This is a genomic window from Bradyrhizobium sp. USDA 4541, assembly GCF_024171085.1.
Taxonomy (GTDB): Bacteria; Pseudomonadota; Alphaproteobacteria; order Rhizobiales; family Xanthobacteraceae; genus Bradyrhizobium; species Bradyrhizobium australafricanum.
The window spans coordinates 6,391,983-6,412,419 of sequence record NZ_JALJZF010000001.1; the positions used below are offsets into that span (position 1 = coordinate 6,391,983).

A 20,437-nucleotide genomic window follows, 5' to 3' on the forward strand; every position below is an offset into this window, starting at 1 on the left:
CGAAACTCCCGGGATTGGCAGACCTGCGCTCAGTAGGGCGGCGCCTTGCGCGCCCGCTGTGCCTTGGCGGCTTCGATCCACCAGAAAAAATCCTCGGCAAAGCGCGGAAAGGCGCGTTCGAGCGCCTTGCCGCCCTCGCCGATCGGCTTGCCCTCGGCCGACAGCGTCTGCGCGATCGGCCCCGCACCGATCGTGCTCGATACCACCACCATGCCCATCTCGGACAGCGTACCGTGCCAGGCGGTCGCGGCACGCACGCCGGCGAACCGCCCGGCCGAATAGCTTGCGATCGCCGCGGGACGCCAGAACCATTCCTCGAGGAAATGGTCGGTCAGGTTCTTCAGCCCGGGCTGAATGCCCCAATTGTATTCGCCGGTGACGAACAGGAAGCCGTCGGCGTCGCGGATTTTTCCGGCGAGCGTTTCGAGCACGGCCGGCGCCTGCCCCTTGGGATGTTCCTTGTACATCCGGTCGAGCATCGGCAGGCCGACCTCCTTGGCATCGATCAACTCGACATCGTTGCCGCGGGCACGAAGGCCGTCGACGACGAAGTGTGCCAGCCGGATGCCCATGCGATCCGAGCGATAGGAGCCGTAGAACACGAGTATGCGGTGGGTCATGGGGCGATCCTAGCACGGTGCGGCAACAGCGTCCTGCGGCGCGGGCGCGGTGAGCCGCCGCGCACAAGGCTTAACCGGCATGCCGGCTCGTTCCGCCAGCATTAAGCAATTCGTCGCAGGCCCTTCGCCGTGGCCAAAAATCGCCAGATTTGTTTTCTGGATATGTTTTCGCTTCGAGAAGGAGGAACCGACATGCGGATCGCAAAGCTGGTCTTCGCAGGCTCGCTCGCAGCCATCGCTGCCATTGCCACGCCTGCGCTGGGCAAGAGCACCGAGCGGCAGAAGGCCGACGACAAATCCACCACCACCACCACTTCGTCCGGCTGCCAGGCCTATCAGCAGGCCGCCGATGGCACCTGGAACCAGCTCCCCTGCGGCGAAGCGGGCTCGAACGGCGCCACCCAGCACCGCCCCGCGGCCAAGGGCGCTGACGACGACGAGCACTGACGTGTCACGCCCCGCCGCCACGCGCGGCCGGGCGATGCGGCGCCTTCGACTTCGGACCAAACCGCCGGGACCGTTGCGGCGGCTCCCGCATCATAAACCCAAGCTTAATGCACGCCCGCTACGGTTGAGGTCTCCCCTCTCTCGTCAAGAACGGCGCACATCCCATGAAAATCGGTACTCTCCTGACGGCCGCGATCGTCTCATTGTCCGCGGTCGGCGGCGGACTGGCGGCCTATGTCGCGGTGACCAAGTACCAGACCATGGATAAGGTCTCGACCGCGCAGAGCCGGCTCGAAATCGTCCGCGCCGTCGGCGACATCCCGCGCTACATGAACTCCGAACGCGGCATGTCCACCAACCTCTTGTTCAGCACCGGTGCGATCGACCAGAAGCAGATCACCGATCTCGACAAGCTGCGCAAGCTGACCGACGGCGCGCTCGCCAAGGTCAATCAGGTCCGCGCCACGCTGCCCGGCTCGCTCGACGACGGCGAAGCGGTTGCGAGCGCGATCGATGCGCTGAAGGCCAAGTTCGCCGCGCTCCGCGACGCGATCGAGAAGGCGATCGCAGGTCCGGTCGACGCCCGCCGTCCGGCGGCAACCAAGATCGTCGCCGACAACTCCGTCTTCAACGCCGGCGTCACCGTGCTGCTCGATGAGCAGGTGCGGCGCCTCGCCGGCCTTGACGGCAACGCCTACCGCCAGGCCAGCTACGCCAATGTCGCCTGGACGCTGCGCGACACCGGCGGCCTCAATGCCAGCCTGCACAAGGCGCTGGTCGGCGCCAAGCGCGTCGCGACCGAACAGGAAAAGCTGGAGCTGTTCCGCAGCACCGGCCGCACCGAGCAGATCCTCTCGACGCTGCAGGAGTTGCGCAACAATCCGGCGACATCAGCCAATGTCCTGACGGCGCTGGGCAAGATGCAGGCCGACTATGTCGAGCGCTTCGGCAAGGCGCTGAAGCTCGCCAAGGAAGGCGCGATCTCCGGCAAGTATGAGCAAGACGTCGAGACCTATTACGCCGAGTCCCAGATCGGCCTCGCCTCCATCATCACCGTGCGCGACGCATTCTACGAGAACGCCGAGCAAGGCCTTGCGGGCGCCTATTCGTCGGCGCGCTTCAGCTTCGTGGTGGCGCTGATCGGGCTGCTCGCGGTCGTTGCCGTCAGTGCCGGCCTGATCGTCATGGTCCGCCGCCGCATCCTCAACCCGATCGCGGCCCTCACCGGCCGGATGTCGCGTCTTGCCGCGGGCGAAGTTGCCGAGACGATCCCGGGCGCCGCGCGCAAGGACGAGATCGGCGCGATGGCCGCCGCCGTGCAGGTGTTCAAGGACAACAAGATCGAAGCCGATCGCCTCGCTGCCGAGAAGGAAGCCGAGAACGACGTCAAGATGCGCCGCGCCCGCGTGCTCGACGATCTGACCCGCGCCTTCGAAGCCAAGGTCACCGAGCTGGTCGGCGGATTGTCCGCGGCATCCTCGGTGATGGAGGACACGGCGCAATCGATGTCGGCCACCGCCGCCGCCACCAACCGCCAAGCCGCAATCGTCGCCGCGGCGTCCGATCAGACCTCGACCAACGTGCAGACGGTGGCGAGCGCCACCGAGGAGCTGACCTCCTCGATTTCGGAGATCGCCCGCCAGGTCGCGACCTCGACCGAGATCGCCGCGCGCGCGGTCGATCATGCCCGGCGTACCGGCGACACCGCGCGCTCGCTGGCCGAGGGCGCGCAGAAGATCGGCGACGTCGTGACGCTGATCCAGAGCATCGCGGCACAGACCAATCTGCTGGCGCTCAACGCCACCATCGAGGCGGCCCGCGCCGGCGAGGCCGGCCGCGGCTTTGCCGTGGTCGCGTCCGAGGTGAAGTCGCTGGCCGGCCAGACCGCGAAGGCAACCACGGAGATCTCCGAGCAGATCACCGCGATCCAGACCGCGAGCGACGAGACCGTGACGGCGATCCGCAGCGTCATCGACGTCATCACCGAGATCGACCAGATCGGCACCGCGATTGCCGCCGCGATCGAGGAACAGGGCTCGGCGACCAAGGAGATCTCGCGCAGCGTTCAGGAAGCCGCGCGCGGTACCCAGGAGGTCAATTCCAACATCTCCGGCGTGCAGCGCGCCGCGGACGACACCGGCGGCGCCGCGAACCAGGTGCTGGGCGCGGCCGAACAGCTCTCGACGCAGTCCAAGGACCTCGCCGGCCAGGTCAACCGCTTCCTGTCCGACGTGCGGGCCGCGTAATCGAGACCACGTGGCGACCACGTGGCAGGTTTTCTCCTCGTCATTGCGAGGAGCGACAGCGACGAAGCAATCCATGTCTCCACTGCGGCACGATGGATTGCTTCGCTTGCGCTCGCAATGACGGGTTTGCTTGAGGGCCGCGCGCCCTGCTAGCCGCCGCGCAGGCCGAGCACGCGGCGGGCGATCGCCTGGCGATGCACCTCGCTCGGGCCTTCGTAGACCCGCATCAGGCGGGCCTTCTGCCACAGCGCGTTCAGCGGCAATTCCAGCGTCACGCCGAGCGCGCCGAGCGTCTGCATGGCGTGGTCGCAGGCGTCATAGGCCATCTCGGTCGCGAACACCTTGATCATCGAGGCCTCGTGGCGGATGTCCTCGCCGCGGTCGGTCTTGTCGGCGGCCTCGCGCACCATCAGCCGGCACGCATGCATGCGCGTGGAGATATCGGCGATCCACCACTGGATCGCCTGGCGCTCGGCGAGCTTGACGCCGAACGTCTCGCGCTGTTTGGCGTGCTCGCACATCATGTCGAGCGCACGCTTGGTGATGCCGACGCAGGTAGATCCCATCTCGAGCCGCCGCGTGCGCAGCCGCAGCTGCATCGGCGCGTAGCCCTTGCCGACCTCGCCCAGTACGGAGTCCTTCGGGATGCGGCAGTCCTCGAACACGATCTCATAGGTCGAGCCGCCGCCGACCATCGGAATCTCGCGCTCGATGATGAAGCCCGCCGTGCCCTTCTCGACGATGAAGGAGGTGATGCCGCCCTGGCGCTGATCGTTGCCGACCCGCGCCATCACGATGATGAAGTCGGCGGCGCGCGCATTGCTGATCCAGATCTTGCGGCCGTTGAGCACCCACTGTTCGCCTTCGAGCACCGCGCGCGTCTTCATGCCCGCGGGATCGCCGCCGGCTCCGGGCTCGGAGATCGCGATCGCCGAGGCCATCCGGCCTTCGATATAGGGCTGCAGATATTTCTTCTTCTGCGCGTCGGTACCGACCGCCTGCAGCATGCGCAAGTTCGGCGAGTCCGGCGGCAGCACGAACGGCACGCAACTGCGGCCGAGTTCTTCGTGTACCGCAGCCATCGTGCGCGTCGGCAGGTCGTGGCCACCGAGATCCTCGGGCGCATCGAGGCCCCAGAGGCCGAGCTCCTTCGAGACGTCGCGCAGCCGCTTGCGCTGTTCCGACGTGAGCTCGGGGTGATCGCTGCCGGGCAGCTTCGATTTCAGATAGTGCGGCTCGAGCGGGATCAGTTCGCGATCGACGAATCTCGCGACGGTCTCGCGGATCATAGCTGTCTGTTCATCGTCGCTCATCTGGGATTCCTCGCCCGCGCTGTTGTGCTTCAAAAAACCAGTAGCGCATTTTTTACCGGCGAGAATAGCGGAAACGCTCAGCCGTGCTCACGCTCGCGCGATGGTTTCACGGCGCGGAATTCAATATCCCGCGGCGTGGTCGGCGCGTACGCAAATGCGCCGACCACGCCCGTGCATCGCGCAACCGAGCGTGCCGCACGAGGTTGTTCCCCTGAGCAAGCGAACGACGCGGCGCTAATCGGCAAAGCCGACGTAGCGGACAAAATCGTTGTTGGCCTCGCGGTCGGAGCGTACCGCATTGGCGGCAAAGCCGTCGTCGGGATAGCCCATTGCGACGCAGGTCATGATCACCTCGTCTTCCGGGATGTCGGCGACCTCGCGCACGATGTCGGAGCGCATGATGCCCTGGCCGTTGATCACGCTGCCAAGGCCGCGATCCCAGGCTGCGAGCACGATGCCGTAGCAGAGCGCGCCGAGATCGAAATGGCAGACCGCGCCCGGATCGAGGATCCGGTCGTAGGTCAGGACCAGCGACACCGGAGCATCGAACTGGCGGAAGCCGCGCAGCACCCAATCCTGCCGCATCGGCTTGTCATCGCGGGCGATCCCCATCGCCCCGAACAGCTTCTTGGCGATGTCGACCTGGCGGCCGCGGTGCACGCCCTGGTATTCGCCATGGCCGACGATGTCGCGCTTCACCTTGGCACCGGCGACCATCTCTTCCATGTTGCGGCGGCGCACTTCCTCCAGCGGCGCCCCGGTCAGGACGTGAACGTGCCAGGGCTGGGTGTTCATCGAGGACGGCGCGCGCTTGGCCACCTCGATGATCTCCTCGACGGTCGCCCGCGACACCGGCTGCTTCTTGAACCCGCGCACGCTTTTGCGTGACTGTACCAGCGTCTCGAATTCCATTCCGCGCTTCCCCGATTTTGTTCCGCGCTGCGCGCGGAATTTCCTTGATCTGATCGGGGTATTTTATCGACAAAATCGGCCATGGGAACTTGATCGGGCCAAGAATCCCGTATCCAATCCGGCCACTGGTTTGGTTTAGGGAGAACCCAGATGAAGCGGATTTTCTTGGCGGCAGTGATCGCGACCTTTGCCGCCGGTTCGGCATTTGCACAGGACGCCTCCTGCGAGACGAAAGCCGTCGGCAAGGACGGCAAGCCGCTGGCCGGCGCGGCCAAGACCTCGTTCATGAAGAAGTGCACGACGGACGCCTGCGAGACCAAGGCAGTCGGCTCCGACGGCAAGAAGCTCGCCGGCGCGGCCAAGACCTCGTTCATGAAGAAGTGCCAGAGCGGCGCCTGAGCCTCTCGCCGACGCCTTTTCACCCCTCATCGGGACAGACTTCAATCGGGACAAACCATCGGGTCGCGCAGGGCGCGGCCCGAACGGCTATTGGCCGGTGGATCGCCCCTGATCGGCGGGCGCCCTCAGAACGATACGCCGACCCGCACACCCCTGCTCCAAACCCGCCGGCAACGCTTCCGGGTGTTGCCATGAAACATTTCGAAACGCTCCGGCAATTGGGTCGGCTTGGCAAATTCCAGGCAGGCCCCGCCGGCGGAATAGTCCACCAGCCGGCACTCGATCAGCGGCGCCTTCGGTTCAAGCTGGAGCTTGACCACACTGGACACGCATCCGCTCGGACGAACACGCGCAAATCTCCGGGGATGCATTGCCGTCGCCTCTGGTGAAATCGTACCCACAGGCTCGTCGGCGGCCGTTAAGATTCCGTTCAGATCGATGGTTACGAACCGTGTCCGCGGGACGGATCGGCGCGGGTGGCGCCCGGACGGCGCGAGGCGGCCAGTGTTTCGGATGGCGCTTCCCCGAACTGCGACCGATAGCTGCGCGAAAAATCGCTCAAGTGCCAAAATCCGTAGGCCAGCGCGCACATCTTGACGCTGGGCGCACCGGCCAGCAGTTGCTGGCGCACCAGCCAGAGCCGGCGCAACCGCAAATAGCGATGCAGGCTGACGCCCCGGTAGCGCTGGATGGCGTCATGCAGCGTGCGCACCGACACGCCGATCTGCCTGGCCAGTTCGCCGCTGTAGATCGGGTGCGCCACGTCGCCTGCCAGAATTGCGCGCGCGTCGTTGAAGACCTTGAACTGGCGCGTCGTGTTGGCCCGCGTCGTCCACTTGGCCGGCACGATCTCGGCGAAGGCGTTGTCGATCGCGGCAAGCAGCGTCTCCTTGATCGACTCGCCGCTGGCGAACGGGGCATCATCGGTCGGCTGCGAGGTCACGAGCAGGATGTGCCTCACCACTTCGCGCAGCCGATCCTGCGCGCGTTGAGAAATTTCGTGAATGCTGAAATGGAGACCCGCCTGCGGCCAGCCGCGGTCGACAATCTCCGGCGTAAACATCACCGAGGCATATTGGCGGGGCGTCTCCTCCACCGACGAGTAGAACGCGCCGCCGCCACCGAGCACAATGACCGCGCGATCGCGCTCGACGCCGTTGAAGCGAATCGGGACCCCGTCATCCATCGTGAAGCCGACCGCAGTGGTGTGCGGCGCAAGCTGTGCGTCGACGATCCGCGGAAAGGACTGCGTGTAGTTGAGCTCGCATCCCGGCAAACTCAGGATGACCTGCTCGGCCGAAATCTTCCGCGCGAGTGGCGTGAAATCAACATCCAGATTTCGGATCGAACTCCGGAATGCATCAACATCGTCAAAACGAAAGACTCTCGGCACCGGTAATGGCGCCGTCAAATGACCGCTCCCGTGAAATGCTCTTGAAAAATTGCGCGCGACGCGGCGCCTTGCGCGCCGGCCGCATCAATAAATTCCATGCACAAAATGCGAATCGTCCAATAGGTTCAATCAGGAAAAATGCGGTCCGTTCGTCGAACCGGACAATCCGCCAATGTAACGCGGCTGCCGAATTTCGATAGTCTTTAGCGGGATATCCACCGCCGCAATCGGCCCTCCCCATCAATTTCTATACCCCTATTAAAGATTCGAGGAGCAAATTGGCATCGGGAACGATGATGTTCCTCGTCGCGGACCATTTTAGAGACCGCAATGACAGTCATTGCCTCGCCCGATCTTATTGCCAAACTCGACCATGTCTTGAAAGCTGGCTCGCCCGACCTCCGCACGCGGATGCTGCAGGAGGTGGCTGGGCTGTTTCTCGAAGACGCTCACCGCCTCAGCGCGCACCACGTCGAGATGTTCGACGGCATCCTGGTCCGCCTGACCGAGAACGTCGAACTACGGACCCTGACCACGCTCAGCCGCTCGTTTGCCGATTTGCGCCTAGTGCCGCGGGAACTCGCGCGCCGTCTGGCCAACCATGACGACGCCGATGTCGCCGCTCCGATCCTGCGCAAATGCGAATGCCTCCCCGATGCCGACCTGATCGACATCGCCTGGATGCGGGCCGAGGGACACCTCTGCGCGATCGCAGGACGCAAGGCCGTCAATGCGGAGCTCACGGACATTCTCCTGATGCGAGGCGACACCAGCGTGCTTCGGGTCCTCGCGCGCAATCCCGGCGCTGAACTGACCGGCGCGGGCCTCGCCATGATGGTCGATGCTGCCGAGCGCGACGACGACATCGCCGACGGATTGATCTCGCGCAAGGATCTACCTCGCCGCGTTCTTGCCGACCTCGTTATGCGGTCCACGCCGCGCCAGCAGGCCCGGCTGCTCAAGCTTGCGCGGCCCGATCTTCAGGACACGATCCGCGCTGCAATCGATGCCAGCGCAGCCCGCGCCTCCGCGACCCCACCAGCCACAATCGACGATGCGGAGGCGCGGGCCACGGTAACGACGAAGCGCTCCCGGGCAGGAAGCGCTCTCAGGTCGTGCGAGTGATGCAATGACGTATGGTGACCGCAGGGCGGAACGCGTCAGGCTCGAGACGCGCTATCCCGTCAATCTCATGGGTGTCGACGGCACGTGGCGGCGGAGTTGCATCCTGCTCGACGTCTCGCAGAGCGGGGCCCGGCTCGAGGTCGACGGATCGCTCGATGTGCTGAAGGCCCAGGAGTTCTTCCTGGTGCTGTCCTCGCGTGGACTGGCCTTCCGCCGCTGCGAGCTCGTTCGCGTCGACGGTGCCGAGATCGGCGTGAGGTTCATCGAAGAGAGACGGCGAAAGGGACGCCCCGTCATTCCAAGGTGAGGATTGCAAAATGAGGATTGGCGCAACCGGCCCGAAGGGAAGTTGACGACATGACCGTACAGAGAGCGACCAACATCAGGGTATCGACCGCCTCCGCCGCACCGTTGCGCGGGACCATCGAGATCGACTGCGCCGGCACCGTCGCGACGTTTGCGATCGACGAGGAAATGGCGCATCGCCTGTGCGCCGATCTGGAACGGTTTCTGACCCAGGTCCCGCGCCGGACCCGCGCAGCGCGGTGACCTTGAGCTGCCGACTGTCGCGCGCCTACTCCCGCTTGAAGCGATAGTCGAAGCGATCGCCATCCGCCTTGATCAGGCCGACCGTCGGGGCCGGAAAATGGATCGGCAGGATCAGCGTGTCGGTCTCGGCAACGGAGGCAAAGAATTTCCGCCGCGATATCGCCGACTGCTTCGGGTCCCAATCGGGCTTGGCCGACCATTCCGGTTCGCGGCACTGGATTGCATGGTGCATCAGGTCGCCGGCGACCACCGCGCGCTGCCCCTTCGAGAAGATGTTGATGCAGCAATGGCAGGGCGAATGGCCCGGGGTCGGCGTCAGCGTCACGGTGTCGTCGAGCGCGTAGTCGTCGTCGACCAGGAGCGCCTGCCCGGCCTCGACGATCGGCAGGCAATTGTCGCGGAACACCGTACCGGGCGGATTGGCGCCCTTGGCGTTCTCGGCCTCCCAGGCCGCATACTCGCCCTTGTGGAAGACGTATTTCGCGTTCGGGAAGGTCGGCACCCAGCGCCCGTCGCGCAGCGTCGTATTCCAGCCGGTGTGGTCGATGTGCAGATGGGTGCAGAACACATAATCGATCTGCTCATAGGAGATGCCGAGCGCGAACAGCTCGTCGCGCCAGCGCTCCTTGCCCGGGAAGTCGAACGGCGGCGGGTGTCCCTTGTCCTCGCCGGTGCAGGTATCGACCAGGATGGTGTAGCGCGGCGTCCGCACCACGAAGGTCTGATAGGTGATCACCATCATGCCGCGCGCGGCATCGAAGACCTCCGGCTCCATCGTCTTCAGATGATGCTTGAACACATCGTCGTTGTAGGTCGGGAAGAAATCCTGCGGCCGCCGCCACGGTCCTTCGCGCTCGATTACCGCGTCGATCGTGATGTCGCCGATCCTGATCTGCTTCATGGTTGTTTCGCTCCCGGTTTTTTGTAAAGCGTAGCGGGCGGCACCTCGCCTCACAAGCCGAGCGCCGTGCAGCACGCCATGCGGCTTTGCATTGCTGGAGGGAAACAACCATGCCGCAATTCATCCGAAATCCTGCTCATGCTGCGGGAATGACCCATTGCGCGATTCCGATCGTCCTCCTGACGCTCACGACATTGCCGACAGCGGCGGCAGCCGCGCCCGACACCGTTTTCTTTCCGAGCGCCGACGGCAAGACCGAGATCGTCGGCTACCTGTTCAGGCCGCAAACGCCGGGCCCGTACCCTGCCATCGTGCTGCTGCACGGCCGCGGCGGCCCCTATTCGACCAATGTCAACAAGGACTGCACGCTGGTGTCGCGAACCAATCCGTCGGCGGCCTGCAATGCCGGCAGCCTGTCCAAGCGCCACGCGATGTGGGGACAGTATTGGGCCGACCACGGCTATTTCGCGCTGCTGCCGGACAGTTTTGGTCCGCGCGGCAAGGCGCACGGCTTCGGCCGCTACACGCATGACGATCCTGATCGCAGCGACGTCAATGAAAAGACTGTGCGGCCGCTAGACGCCGAGGGCGCGCTGAGCTGGCTGCGCAGCCAGAAGGAGATCAGCAGCAACCGCATCTTCCTGCAGGGATGGTCGAATGGCGGCAGCACCGCGCTGAACGTGATGCAGCGGCAAGGCGCGACGACGTCGGGGTATCGCGCCGCGCTCGTGTTCTATCCGGGCTGCGGGCCGGCCGCGCTGCTGGCGCAGACGCTCGGGTCGGCAGCACCGATCACGATGTTGCTCGGCACGGACGACGAGGAAGTATCGCCCGACCGCTGCCGGGACGTCGCCAGCCGCTCCGTTGCTGCCGGCAGCAAGATCGACGTCGTGGTTTATCCGGGTGCCACCCACGATTTCGACGATCCCGGCCGTCGCCGCCAGTCGAATCCCGCCAACAGCGCGGCGCTCCAGGACGCGATGGTGCGGGCGATTGCCGCAATCGACGGCTTGAAGGATTAGGCCGCCGCAAATCGACCAGAAAGCACCCCTACCCGGGCCGGCGATCCAGCAAGGAACCGAGTCGCTTGGGCAGGAAACTGAAATACGCGGCAGCGGCGATCGTTGCCGTCGCCGCCGCAATCTACCTCAACAACACGAACCTTCTCGCAACGCATGCCGGCGGCAAGCCGGTGCTGCTCGCCCATCGCGGCATGGCGCAGCGCTTCGACGAGCGCGACCTCAAGAACGACACCTGCACCGCGGCGCGCATGCTGCCGCCGACCCATGACTATCTCGAGAACACGATCCGCTCGATGCGGGCGAGCTTCGAGCGCGGCGCCGATATCGTCGAGCTCGACGTCCATCCGACGACCGACGGCGAGTTCGCGGTGTTTCACGACTGGACCGTCGATTGCCGCACCGATGGCCAGGGCGTCACCCGCGAACAGCCGATGGCGCGGCTGAAGATGCTCGATATCGGCTATGGCTACACGGCCGATGACGGCAAGACCTTCCCGTTCCGCGGCAAGGGCATCGGCCTGATGCCGTCGCTGGACGAGGTGCTTAAGACCTTTCCGGATCGCCGGCTCCTGATCAACGTCAAGAGCCGCGATCCCTCCGAAGGCGAGAAGCTCGCAACGGTCTTGAACCGGCTCGCCGCCGAACGGCGCAAGCTGATCATGGTTTATGGCGGCGACGAGCCGATCGAGACGATCCGGCGGCTTGCGCCGGAGACCCGAACCATTTCGCGCGCGACGCTCAAGAGATGCCTCGTCCGCTATATCGGCTATGGCTGGACCGGCATCGTGCCTGATGCCTGCCGCAACGCCATCGTGCTGGTGCCGATCAACTACGCGCCCTGGCTATGGGGATGGCCGGACCGCTTCCTCAACCGCATGGCCGCGGCCAACAGCGCGGTCTTCGTGCTCGGGCCTTATCAGGGCGGCGAATTCTCGACCGGGGTCGACGATGCCGACCTGTTCCGGCGCCTGCCCGAAAGCTATTCCGGCGGGATCTGGACCAACGAAATCGAGACCATCGCCCGCCTCGCCGGGCGTTAGATCCGGCCTCCTCCTGTCATCTCTCCGTCATAGAAATTGTGCGACTGAAGCGGCTCGTCGCATCGAGGACAACGCTATGAACGCACCGAGCCTGACCGGCCCCAAGATCGCCGAAACCGTCATCGAGCCGACGGTCAAGCTGCGCGAGGTCAGGGTCGGACGTTGCTGTGAGGTTCTCGGCGACACCGCGATCGAATACACCGAGCTTGGCGACTACTCCTATCTCGGCAGCGGCTGCATCGTCGCCGACGCCGTGATCGGCCGCTTCTGCGCGATCGCGGCGCAGGTCCGGATCGGCGCGCCCAATCATCCGCTCGAGCGCCCCTCCCAGCATCGCTTCACCTATTGTCCGGAATATTACACCGCCTCAGCCGAGCGCGATCACGACTTCTTCAGGAACCGACGCGCGGATCGCGTCGTGATCGGTAACGACGTCTGGATCGGCCACGGCGTGATCGTGCTGCCCGGCGTCACTGTCGGAGACGGCGCGGTGCTGGCGGCCGGCGCCGTGGTCTCGCGCGATGTCGCGCCCTACACCATCGTCGGCGGCGTGCCGGCCCGGCCGATCAAGGAGCGGTTCAACCGCAAGATCGCCGCCGAGCTGTCGCAGATCGCCTGGTGGAACTGGCCGGCTGAAACCATCTGGGAGCGCCTGCCGGAATTCCAGTCCGGCGACGTCGAGGCGTTTTGCGCGCGATGGCGGACTTGAGCTAGCTCCGCAGTCCCGGCGCTTCCTGGCCGGTACGCGCGACATACTCAGTGTAGCCGCCGCCATATTGGTGGATGCCGTCAGGGGTCAGCTCCAGCACGCGGTTGGAAAGCGCGGCGAGGAAGTGCCGGTCGTGCGAGACGAACAGCATCGTGCCTTCGAACTCGGAGAGCGCTGATATCAGCATTTCCTTCGTGGCGAGATCGAGATGGTTGGTCGGCTCGTCGAGCACCAGGAAGTTCGGCGGATCGAACAGCATCTTGGCCATCACCAGCCGCGCCTTCTCGCCACCCGAGAGTACCCGGCACTTCTTCTCGACGTCGTCGCCGGAGAAGCCGAAGCAGCCGGCCAGCGCGCGAAGGCTGCCCTGGCCGGCCTGCGGAAACGCGTCCTCCAGCGACTGGAACACGGTGCGCTCGCCATCGAGCAGGTCCATCGCATGCTGGGCGAAATAGCCCATCTTGACGCTGCCGCCGACCGCGACCGCGCCGTCGTCGGGCTCGGTTGAACCGGCGACCAGCTTCAGGAGCGTCGACTTGCCGGCACCGTTGATGCCCATCACGCACCAGCGCTCCTTGCGACGGATCATGAAGTCGAGGCCGTCATAGATGCGCTTGCTGCCATAGGCCTTGTGGACGTTCTTCAGGCTGACGACATCCTCGCCCGAGCGCGGCGCCGGCTGGAACTCGAACGCCACGGTCTGCCGTCGCCGCGGCGGCTCGACCCGCTCGATCTTGTCGAGCTTCTTGACCCGGCTCTGCACCTGGGCTGCGTGCGAGGCGCGCGCCTTGAAGCGCTCGATGAACTTGATCTCCTTGGCGAGCATCGCCTGCTGCCGCTCGAACTGCGCCTGCTGCTGCTTGTCGGAGAGCGCGCGCTGCTGTTCGTAGAACTCGTAATTGCCGGAATAGGTGGTGAGCTGGCCGGCGTCGATCTCGACCACCTTGTTGATGATCCGGTTGATGAACTCGCGGTCATGCGAGGTCATCAGCAGCGCGCCCTCATAACCCTTCAGGAACTGCTCGAGCCAGATCAGGCTTTCGAGATCGAGATGGTTGCTCGGCTCGTCGAGCAGCATGACGTCCGGACGCATCAGAAGAATACGCGCAAGCGCGACGCGCATCTTCCAGCCGCCGGATAGTTTGCCGACGTCGCCGTCCATCATCTCCTGGCTGAAGCCGAGACCCGCCAGCGCCTCGCGCGCGCGGCCGTCGAGCGCGTAGCCGTCGAGCTCCTCGAACTGATGCTGCACCTCGCCATAGCGCGCGATGATGTCATCCATCTCGTCGGCCTTGTCGGGGTCGGCCATTGCGGCCTCGAGTTCCCTGAGCTCGGCCGCGACCACGCTGACGGGCCCTGCCCCATCCATCACCTCGGCGACCGCGCTGCGGCCGGACATCTCGCCGACATCCTGGCTGAAATAGCCGATCGAAATGCCGCGATCGAGCGAGACCTGGCCCTCGTCCGGGATTTCCCGGCCCGAGATCATCCGGAACAGCGTGGTCTTGCCGGCGCCGTTCGGCCCGACGAGGCCGATCTTCTCGCCCTTCTGGAGCGCCGCGGAGGCTTCGATGAAGAGGATCTGGTGGCCGACTTGCTTGGAGACGTTATCGAGGCGGATCATGCTCTAATACTGGGGAACTGAGGGTTTGCGGCCTCTTATTCGATCTGGGCCGTGGGTGGAAGCCCATTCCGCAGGTTCGTGCCGCGTTTCGTGCATGCCACGATCGTTGCCAATCGAATATGACATGAAGCGGTTCGACGATCGGTTTTGGGGCATCTTATGCAAGTCTGGTTTCTCTATCTGCTCGCGCTCGGCGCCGGCATCTGCGTCGCCGTTCAGCAGGTCCTGAACGGCAATCTCAGGTCCGCCCTCAACTCGCCGGCCTGGGCCGGGCTCGTCAGCTATCTCGGCGGGCTCGTGACGATGGCGGTCGTGCTGGTCGCGACGCGCGAGCCGGTGCCGTCCTGGAAGCTGGTGACGGCGGTGCCGTGGTGGGCCTGGAGCGGCGGCGTCCTCGGCGGCATCTTTATCCTGCTGATGATCCTGCTGCTGCCGCCGCTCGGCGCCGCGACCCTGCTGGCACTGGTGGTTGCGGGTCAAATGCTCGCGGGCATCGCGATGGACCATTTTGGCCTGTTCGGGCTGGCGCAGCACCCGGTGTCGGTTTCACGGCTGGCCGGCATCGCGCTGATCATCGGCGGCGTGCTTCTGATCAAGGATTGACGGGCTCTCGTCAGGCGCGGCGCATCAGGCGCAATTCGGCGGACAGGCGAAGGCTGCGCTTGCCGGCCAGCGCGATGCCTTCGAGCTCGGCACCGTCCGCACGGCACGAACCGGCAAAACCGATGCCGACTTCATAACCGCCGAACACCGGATACTCGCCCTTCGCCGGCGTATGCTCCTGGTTGACGATCTCGCCTCGCCAGCGGCCATCGGCCGACGAATACGAACCGAGATAGTAGAAGAACGCATCGCCGCCGAGGATGCGGCCGTCCATCAGCAGCATGACCCCGGTGAGCCCGGCATCGACACCGTCGAGCGCGCGCAGATGGATCGAGTACAGTCCGTTGACGATGCCGCCGGGACCGACCGCCCCGCGCGGCGGCAAGGCCTCGTCGTCGAGCGGCGCCAAATTCGCCCAGAACACGCCGTCCGGCATGGCGTCGGCCTTGCCCTCGAGCAGGATGGTGGACCCCTCGCTCCTGCCGCGCACCTTGATGACGGTGACGTCGGCGCCCATCAGCGGCTTGAAGTTCGGATCGTCATTGTGGCGCTCGGTGATCACCTCGGCGGCGATCTCGCCTTCCGTCACCTGATAGGTGCCGAGATGGGCAAAGGCCGAATTGCCGCCCAGCATCCTGCCGTCATGCATGCACATGATGCTGCGGCCGAATGCGCCGTTGATGCCGTACTCGACCTTGTAAAGTCCGTTGAGCACGCAAAAATCCAAAAAATAAAATTGATTCTATTCGCCCCATAGCACCAGGCCGAGCGCCGCACCATTGCGTCTTTTGGCGCAGGCACGCCCGCAATGTCCGGGTGTGGACAGCAGCCGATTCGTCGCTTAGCTGTAGGCACCGCCCGCGTCGTGCTGCGTCACGCGGGATCCGGTCTGCCGGTTCTCTGATCTCCCAGTTCATTGTGTCCAAGCATTTGCGCATCCCGCCAATGGTCGCGCGGCCGCACCCGGCCTCGACACAGGCGAGGCTTCGAGGAGCATCACATGATCAATCGCTTTGGCCTGGCCGCCGCGCTGGCGCTGCTGCTCGGCGGCGACGGCACAGCCCTGGCCCAGTCACTTCCCGACTATATGGGGCCGATCTCCGGTAAGACCTCATCAACGCCGGCCGACGTCGCGACCAAGGACGTGCTCGCGCTCAACACCGGCATGTTCGAGCTCTACGGCGATGCGGCGCGGATCTTCCAGAAGAACATCCTCGACAAACACCCGGTGATCCTCGGCCTGTTCTCCGGCGCCGGCGGCCGCCTGATCCTGTACCGGCCGGGCAAGCCGCCGACCGAGGCGCCGCAGGTGCCGATCGTCTATCAGCTGCTCAAATCGGTCGGCCACAGCACGATGGCGCTGGCCGAGGTGGTCGGCCCCTATGTCAACAATCCCGACGACAAGGCATGGCGCGGGTCGATGCAGGCCTATCGCAGCCGGATGCAGTCGGCGCTCGACGGGCTCGATGCCACGCCGATGCAGGCGGACTGGCGCGACAACAACCGTGCCATCCTCAAGAACAACATCGCCTTCATGGATGAATGCCTCACCGCCGGCGCGATCCCCTTCGCGACGCTCGAGGCGTTCGGCAAGAAGCAGGCGCCGCTGCTCGCCAAGAACGTCGCCTGGGCTGCGCAGACCCAGGTTGCGCACTGGATGACGGTCATGGCCGACTGGAAGTCGCAACTCGGCACCGACTGGGAGAAGACCTACGGCGCGAGCAACACGATCTATGTGGCGCGGCAGAACAACGTGATCTTCAGCGTGCTGGCGCAGTTCTTCGGGCCTGACGCCATCAACAGCCGCCTGATGCTGATCGAGACGATCTCCTTCACCACCACGCCGTCGGACATGCTAGAGTCGCTGATCCGGATCATCGCGGACCGCTCGGTCGGCGCGCTGTTCTTCGGCAGCTATCACCTGATGGACTATGAGCTGATGGGGGGCGACGCGCGCGAGGCGATCATTGCCGAGACCAAGAAGCGCGGCATGACCGCCTTCCTGCCGCCGCTGGTGCCGTTCGGTTCCAAGCAGTGGCCGACGCTGATCACGCCGGGTCCGGGACCGGCCACCATCGCCGACCTGAAGTGAGCCCAAAGCTACGAGGGAGGCAGCTACGACCTATTGCGGCGTTGCGGTTGCGCTCGCTTTGCCGCAATACTTTCGCGTGTATTGCACCAATTGTTAAACCCCGGCGCGATATGCCGTCGTCGAGGTGTCGATGAAAGATCAGACCATGCGGCCTTCGCGACGCGATTTCGTGAAGTGGTTGTCGGCAGGCGGCATCTCGGTCAGCCTGTCGCATCTGGCGCTGGCGAAGGAACCGGCTTTCGCGACCCGCGAGACGCTGCCCGGCCGCGGCCATTTCAACCCGGCGGAAAAGGGCGCCGGCCGTGTCGACGGCGTCGCCAAGGTCACCGGCGCAAAACTCTACGCGTCCGACTTCCGCGCCGCCGACATGCCGGGCTGGCCCGCGACCACCGCGCACGCCATCCTGGTCCGCGCCGATGACGCGACGCATGTCTATGCCGGCATGGACCTCGCCCGTCTCGATGGTCCGGCAAAGCCGTCGGTTATCGTAACCGCTGCCGATCTCGACCGGATCGGCACGCGGGTCCCGGAGTTCTACACCGGCGACCTGTTCTGCCCGGTCGGCAAGACGCCGCTCTATCTCGGACAACCGGTCGCGCTGTTGATCTTCGAGCAGTTCGACGCCTTCGACCGCGCCCGCCTCGCGCTGCGCGACGGCGGCTTCGTCAAATTCGGCGACGAGACCGGGCCGGTCATCCTGCCGAACTACGGCGCGTATCGCTTCACGCGCGTGGCGGGCGCCTCGCCTGACGCGCCCGACGTCTATTCGCCGATCCAAGCCGGTTGGGTTTCGCCGAGCCGCATCCAGAACGCGGCGCTGCCGGTCTGGCTGCCGCTCGCCAAGGAGACCAAGGCCGACTACGCCAAGGCCGCAACCCATGGCGAAGCGATCCGCGCCCAACTCGCCAAGGACGATCCGACACAGCTCGTGCTCGACCGCGAGTTCGAGACCCAGTCGGTCGATCCGATGTTCCTGGAACCGGAGAGCGGGCTCGCCTGGTACAGCGACAACAGCGGCAATCTCGAACTGGTGCTCGGCGTGCAGTCGCCCTATGAGGCGACCGAGTCGATCGCCTTCATGCTCGGCAAGGCTCGTCCGCCGTTGCGGCCCTCGCACATCAACGCGCAGTTCGCCCATGTCGGCGGCGGCTTCGGCGGCCGCGACCATACCCCGTTCGTGCTTTACGTGGCGCTGGCGGCGATGTTCTTCCCGGGCCGGCCGGTGCGGCTGGCGCAGGACCGCTACCAGCAATTCCAGGGCGGCATCAAACGCCACCCGATCAAGATGCGCTCGCGGATCGGCATCGATCGCGCCAGCGGCAGGATCACGGCATTTGCCGCCGATCATGTGCTCGACGGCGGCGGGCTCGCCAACTTCTCGGCCAATGTCGCGGTCGTTGCCGCGACCGCCGCGATCGGCATCTACGACATCCCGAAAGTCGACGTCACCACCGTGGCGCTGCACTCGCGCGGCGTCACCGCAGGCTCGATGCGCGGCTACGGCACGCTGCAGACCATGACCGCGCTCGAAGTCCTGATCGACGAGGCGGCGAGCGAGCTCAAGGTCGATCCGATCGCATTCCGGCGCAACAATGCGCTGAAGCAGAACGGCCGGACCATGACCGGCAATCCCTACATCGTGTCGGTGCGCACGCCAGACATCCTCGACAAGCTCGAGAAGCATCCGATCTGGCAACAGCGCGCTGGCTTCAAGCAGAAGGCGCCGGAGGGACGCCTGGTCGGCACCGGCGTCGCCTGCGTCACCAAGGATTACGGCTCGGGCGCGGATTGCTCGCTCGGCCGGGTCGAGATCGACCCCGAGGGACGGATCGCGATCCACTGCGACCACGTCGAGATGGGCAACGGCGTCGGCACCGCGCTCGCCAACCGGGTCGCAAGCCATCTCGGCGCCGTCGCCGACGAGGTCGCGGTCTCCCGGGTCGACAGCTACGACGCGCTCGGGCTCGTCACCTCGGGCGATCCCTACACGATGGATCAGAAGACCCAGGATCTCGCCGAGAAGAACCCGCGCTGGGTGCCGGCGATCAGTTCGGCAACCAGCGCGTCGATCGGCGCCCATGTCGGCACGCACTCGTCGGCCGAGGCGGCCCGCGTCATCTTCCGCTTCGGCCTGTGGCCGGCGGCGCTCGAGCTCTGGCACATCGCCAAGGCCGATCCCCGCACCCGCCAATGGGACAAGGCGCACTGGAAGGATGGCCAGCTGGTGCTCGACGATCTCGCGCCGCTACCCTTGCCAAAGCTTGCCGCGACCGCGCATGCGCGCGGCTTCGTCACCGGCGCCATCGCGCACAGCTTCTCGCGCTGGGCCTGGTCGCGCGCCCGCTTCCCGCTGTTCGGCGAGCAGTACCGCGCCGAGATCGACGCGCTCGCTATTCGTCGCGGCCGGAGCCAGTTCGAGCGGATCGACCGAACAAGCGTGAAATTTCCACCGACCGACAACAACCGGATCGGCACCGCCTACACCTCGATGTGCGGCACGCTGGTCCGCGTCGAGATCGAGCGCGCGACCGGCAGCTTGCGCATCGCCAAGGCCTACAGCGTGTTCGAATGCGGCCAGGCGCTGGTGCCTGAAGTGGTGCTCGGCCAGTCGCATGGCGGGTTCGCGATGGGCGTCGGCTACGCCTTGCTGGAAACCCTGCCGCCGTTCGAGGGCGGGCCCGGCAACGGGCAGTGGAATCTCGGCCAGTACCTGATCGCGCGCGGCTCCGACCTGCCGCTGCACGATCTCGAGATCGAGATGCTGCCGCCGCTGACGCCGGACGAGCCGCCGAAGGGCATGGCCGAGGTGGTGATGATCCCGATCGTGCCGGCGCTGCTCAACGCCATCAACGACGCGACCGGCCACCGCTTCCGCTCACTGCCGGTGACAACGAGCCTGCTCAAGGGAGCGCTGGCGTGACGACGCTCAACCTCACCATCAACGGCCAGAAGCACGGTCCGATCGAGGTCCGAGACGACCTCTCGATGAACGATTTCCTTCGGGAAATGCTCGGGATGACCGGCACCAAGTTCGGCTGCGGCGCCGCGCAATGCCTGAGCTGTGCCGTTATCATCGATAATCCCGACGGCACGAGCTACACCACCCCGACCTGCGTGGTGCCGGCGGCCAATTTCGACGGCAAGGCGATCCGCACCGTCGAGGGCCACGCCAGGGACGGCGAACTCTCGGCGTTGCAGCGCGCCTTCATCGACCACTTCGCGTTCCAGTGCGGCTATTGCACCGCCGGTTTCCTCAACGAAGGCCAGGTGCTGCTCGAACGGCTGGCGAAGACGCCGGTGGCGCGGGACCAGCTCGAGAGCGTGATTGCGGATGCGCTCGACGGCCATCTGTGCCGCTGCACCGGCTACATCAAGTATCATCAGGCGGTGCGCGACGTGATCCTCGCCGATTCCAAACGCTATCTGACCGCCAGCAAGTGAG

Annotated in this window: 21 protein-coding genes; 13 read left to right on the top strand and 8 right to left on the bottom strand. The window is 65.4% G+C overall.

Annotated features, from left to right (window positions below):
* Window positions 1-29: 29 nt before the first annotated feature.
* Window positions 30-620 (bottom strand): NADPH-dependent FMN reductase, encoded by a 591-nt coding sequence (locus tag J2R80_RS30440; protein ID WP_253639909.1) that lies wholly within the window; start codon window positions 618-620, stop codon window positions 30-32.
* Between the two features lie 192 nt (window positions 621-812).
* Here J2R80_RS30440 and J2R80_RS30445 point away from each other — a divergent pair, with 192 nt between their 5' ends.
* Both J2R80_RS30445 and J2R80_RS30450 read left to right on the top strand, forming a co-directional pair.
* Window positions 813-1,067 carry a hypothetical protein gene (locus tag J2R80_RS30445; RefSeq protein ID WP_076832099.1) on the top strand — a complete coding sequence of 85 codons (255 nt, stop codon included), beginning with the start codon at window positions 813-815 and terminating at the stop codon, window positions 1,065-1,067.
* 164 nt (window positions 1,068-1,231) lie between these two features.
* Window positions 1,232-3,313, top strand: a complete 2,082-nt coding sequence (locus tag J2R80_RS30450) for a methyl-accepting chemotaxis protein (RefSeq protein WP_076832096.1) — start codon at window positions 1,232-1,234, stop codon at window positions 3,311-3,313.
* Between the two features lie 149 nt (window positions 3,314-3,462).
* Here the strand turns inward: J2R80_RS30450 and J2R80_RS30455 are convergent, their stop codons facing one another.
* Window positions 3,463-4,626 carry an acyl-CoA dehydrogenase family protein gene (locus J2R80_RS30455; RefSeq protein ID WP_016843936.1) on the bottom strand — a complete coding sequence of 388 codons (1,164 nt, stop codon included), beginning with the start codon at window positions 4,624-4,626 and terminating at the stop codon, window positions 3,463-3,465.
* 234 nt (window positions 4,627-4,860) lie between these two features.
* Window positions 4,861-5,538, bottom strand: coding sequence for a nitroreductase (locus J2R80_RS30460; protein WP_057019941.1), 678 nt, complete (start codon window positions 5,536-5,538; stop codon window positions 4,861-4,863).
* A gap of 150 nt (window positions 5,539-5,688) precedes the next feature.
* Here J2R80_RS30460 and J2R80_RS30465 point away from each other — a divergent pair, with 150 nt between their 5' ends.
* Window positions 5,689-5,937, top strand: coding sequence for a hypothetical protein (locus J2R80_RS30465; protein ID WP_021079659.1), 249 nt, complete (start codon window positions 5,689-5,691; stop codon window positions 5,935-5,937).
* Window positions 5,938-6,062: 125 nt separating this feature from the next.
* Here J2R80_RS30465 and J2R80_RS30470 read toward each other — a convergent pair whose 3' ends face one another.
* Together J2R80_RS30470 and J2R80_RS30475 are read right to left on the bottom strand one after the other, a co-directional pair.
* Complete coding sequence (locus J2R80_RS30470; protein WP_076832093.1) at window positions 6,063-6,308, bottom strand: hypothetical protein; 246 nt, start codon at window positions 6,306-6,308, stop codon at window positions 6,063-6,065.
* Between the two features lie 71 nt (window positions 6,309-6,379).
* Entirely contained in the window at window positions 6,380-7,348 is a 969-nt protein-coding gene (locus tag J2R80_RS30475; protein WP_076832090.1) for an AraC family transcriptional regulator, read from the bottom strand.
* A gap of 312 nt (window positions 7,349-7,660) precedes the next feature.
* Between J2R80_RS30475 and J2R80_RS30480 the strand changes: the two genes are divergently transcribed.
* Genes J2R80_RS30480 through J2R80_RS30490 form a run of 3 tightly spaced genes read left to right on the top strand, consistent with a single transcriptional unit; the run spans window position 7,661 to window position 9,004 of the window.
* Entirely contained in the window at window positions 7,661-8,455 is a 795-nt protein-coding gene (locus J2R80_RS30480) for a DUF2336 domain-containing protein (protein WP_076832087.1), read from the top strand.
* 4 nt (window positions 8,456-8,459) lie between these two features.
* Complete coding sequence (locus J2R80_RS30485; protein ID WP_057019938.1) at window positions 8,460-8,762, top strand: PilZ domain-containing protein; 303 nt, start codon at window positions 8,460-8,462, stop codon at window positions 8,760-8,762.
* A 50-nt stretch (window positions 8,763-8,812) separates the two neighbouring features.
* The gene (locus J2R80_RS30490; RefSeq protein WP_076832084.1) at window positions 8,813-9,004 is read left to right on the top strand and encodes a hypothetical protein; all 192 of its coding nucleotides are present in this window, start codon (window positions 8,813-8,815) and stop codon (window positions 9,002-9,004) included.
* Window positions 9,005-9,029: 25 nt separating this feature from the next.
* Here the strand turns inward: J2R80_RS30490 and J2R80_RS30495 are convergent, their stop codons facing one another.
* Window positions 9,030-9,905, bottom strand: a complete 876-nt coding sequence (locus tag J2R80_RS30495; RefSeq protein WP_076832081.1) for an MBL fold metallo-hydrolase — start codon at window positions 9,903-9,905, stop codon at window positions 9,030-9,032.
* Between the two features lie 110 nt (window positions 9,906-10,015).
* Here J2R80_RS30495 and J2R80_RS30500 point away from each other — a divergent pair, with 110 nt between their 5' ends.
* From J2R80_RS30500 to J2R80_RS30510, 3 genes are all read left to right on the top strand, one after another.
* Window positions 10,016-10,927: a dienelactone hydrolase family protein gene (locus tag J2R80_RS30500; RefSeq protein WP_083715153.1), complete on the top strand. Its 912-nt coding sequence runs from the start codon at window positions 10,016-10,018 to the stop codon at window positions 10,925-10,927.
* A gap of 65 nt (window positions 10,928-10,992) precedes the next feature.
* Window positions 10,993-11,967: a glycerophosphodiester phosphodiesterase family protein gene (locus tag J2R80_RS30505; RefSeq protein WP_076832075.1), complete on the top strand. Its 975-nt coding sequence runs from the start codon at window positions 10,993-10,995 to the stop codon at window positions 11,965-11,967.
* Between the two features lie 76 nt (window positions 11,968-12,043).
* Window positions 12,044-12,676, top strand: coding sequence for a DapH/DapD/GlmU-related protein (locus tag J2R80_RS30510; protein ID WP_076832073.1), 633 nt, complete (start codon window positions 12,044-12,046; stop codon window positions 12,674-12,676).
* A gap of 1 nt (window position 12,677) precedes the next feature.
* Here J2R80_RS30510 and J2R80_RS30515 read toward each other — a convergent pair whose 3' ends face one another.
* Window positions 12,678-14,300 carry an ABC-F family ATP-binding cassette domain-containing protein gene (locus J2R80_RS30515; protein WP_028344860.1) on the bottom strand — a complete coding sequence of 541 codons (1,623 nt, stop codon included), beginning with the start codon at window positions 14,298-14,300 and terminating at the stop codon, window positions 12,678-12,680.
* Between the two features lie 159 nt (window positions 14,301-14,459).
* Between J2R80_RS30515 and J2R80_RS30520 the strand changes: the two genes are divergently transcribed.
* Window positions 14,460-14,903 carry a DMT family transporter gene (locus J2R80_RS30520; RefSeq protein ID WP_016843015.1) on the top strand — a complete coding sequence of 148 codons (444 nt, stop codon included), beginning with the start codon at window positions 14,460-14,462 and terminating at the stop codon, window positions 14,901-14,903.
* 10 nt (window positions 14,904-14,913) lie between these two features.
* Here the strand turns inward: J2R80_RS30520 and J2R80_RS30525 are convergent, their stop codons facing one another.
* Window positions 14,914-15,618, bottom strand: a complete 705-nt coding sequence (locus tag J2R80_RS30525) for a GrlR family regulatory protein (protein WP_057019933.1) — start codon at window positions 15,616-15,618, stop codon at window positions 14,914-14,916.
* A 285-nt stretch (window positions 15,619-15,903) separates the two neighbouring features.
* Between J2R80_RS30525 and J2R80_RS30530 the strand changes: the two genes are divergently transcribed.
* The 3 genes from J2R80_RS30530 (at window position 15,904) to J2R80_RS30540 (ending at window position 20,436) form a co-directional block, all read left to right on the top strand.
* The gene (locus J2R80_RS30530; RefSeq protein WP_076832070.1) at window positions 15,904-16,995 is read left to right on the top strand and encodes a hypothetical protein; all 1,092 of its coding nucleotides are present in this window, start codon (window positions 15,904-15,906) and stop codon (window positions 16,993-16,995) included.
* Window positions 16,996-17,140: 145 nt separating this feature from the next.
* Window positions 17,141-19,915, top strand: coding sequence for a xanthine dehydrogenase family protein molybdopterin-binding subunit (locus tag J2R80_RS30535; RefSeq protein WP_076832216.1), 2,775 nt, complete (start codon window positions 17,141-17,143; stop codon window positions 19,913-19,915).
* Complete coding sequence (locus J2R80_RS30540; RefSeq protein ID WP_028332318.1) at window positions 19,912-20,436, top strand: (2Fe-2S)-binding protein; 525 nt, start codon at window positions 19,912-19,914, stop codon at window positions 20,434-20,436. The genes J2R80_RS30535 and J2R80_RS30540 overlap by 4 nt, the downstream gene beginning before the upstream one ends.
* The last annotated feature ends 1 nt before the right edge of the window (window position 20,437 follow it).

What these genes read in the sequence shown, in the direction of transcription:
- J2R80_RS30440 (WP_253639909.1), bottom strand. Translation starts at nt 620, where the DNA reads ATGACCCACCGCATACTCGTGTTCTACGGCTCCTATCGCTCGGATCGC.
- J2R80_RS30445 (WP_076832099.1), top strand. Translation starts at nt 813, where the DNA reads ATGCGGATCGCAAAGCTGGTCTTCGCAGGCTCGCTCGCAGCCATCGCT.
- J2R80_RS30450 (WP_076832096.1), top strand. Translation starts at nt 1,232, where the DNA reads ATGAAAATCGGTACTCTCCTGACGGCCGCGATCGTCTCATTGTCCGCG.
- J2R80_RS30455 (WP_016843936.1), bottom strand. Translation starts at nt 4,626, where the DNA reads ATGAGCGACGATGAACAGACAGCTATGATCCGCGAGACCGTCGCGAGA.
- J2R80_RS30460 (WP_057019941.1), bottom strand. Translation starts at nt 5,538, where the DNA reads ATGGAATTCGAGACGCTGGTACAGTCACGCAAAAGCGTGCGCGGGTTC.
- J2R80_RS30465 (WP_021079659.1), top strand. Translation starts at nt 5,689, where the DNA reads ATGAAGCGGATTTTCTTGGCGGCAGTGATCGCGACCTTTGCCGCCGGT.
- J2R80_RS30470 (WP_076832093.1), bottom strand. Translation starts at nt 6,308, where the DNA reads ATGCATCCCCGGAGATTTGCGCGTGTTCGTCCGAGCGGATGCGTGTCC.
- J2R80_RS30480 (WP_076832087.1), top strand. Translation starts at nt 7,661, where the DNA reads ATGACAGTCATTGCCTCGCCCGATCTTATTGCCAAACTCGACCATGTC.
- J2R80_RS30485 (WP_057019938.1), top strand. Translation starts at nt 8,460, where the DNA reads ATGACGTATGGTGACCGCAGGGCGGAACGCGTCAGGCTCGAGACGCGC.
- J2R80_RS30490 (WP_076832084.1), top strand. Translation starts at nt 8,813, where the DNA reads ATGACCGTACAGAGAGCGACCAACATCAGGGTATCGACCGCCTCCGCC.
- J2R80_RS30495 (WP_076832081.1), bottom strand. Translation starts at nt 9,905, where the DNA reads ATGAAGCAGATCAGGATCGGCGACATCACGATCGACGCGGTAATCGAG.
- J2R80_RS30500 (WP_083715153.1), top strand. Translation starts at nt 10,016, where the DNA reads ATGCCGCAATTCATCCGAAATCCTGCTCATGCTGCGGGAATGACCCAT.
- J2R80_RS30510 (WP_076832073.1), top strand. Translation starts at nt 12,044, where the DNA reads ATGAACGCACCGAGCCTGACCGGCCCCAAGATCGCCGAAACCGTCATC.
- J2R80_RS30515 (WP_028344860.1), bottom strand. Translation starts at nt 14,300, where the DNA reads ATGATCCGCCTCGATAACGTCTCCAAGCAAGTCGGCCACCAGATCCTC.
- J2R80_RS30520 (WP_016843015.1), top strand. Translation starts at nt 14,460, where the DNA reads ATGCAAGTCTGGTTTCTCTATCTGCTCGCGCTCGGCGCCGGCATCTGC.
- J2R80_RS30530 (WP_076832070.1), top strand. Translation starts at nt 15,904, where the DNA reads ATGATCAATCGCTTTGGCCTGGCCGCCGCGCTGGCGCTGCTGCTCGGC.
- J2R80_RS30535 (WP_076832216.1), top strand. Translation starts at nt 17,141, where the DNA reads ATGCGGCCTTCGCGACGCGATTTCGTGAAGTGGTTGTCGGCAGGCGGC.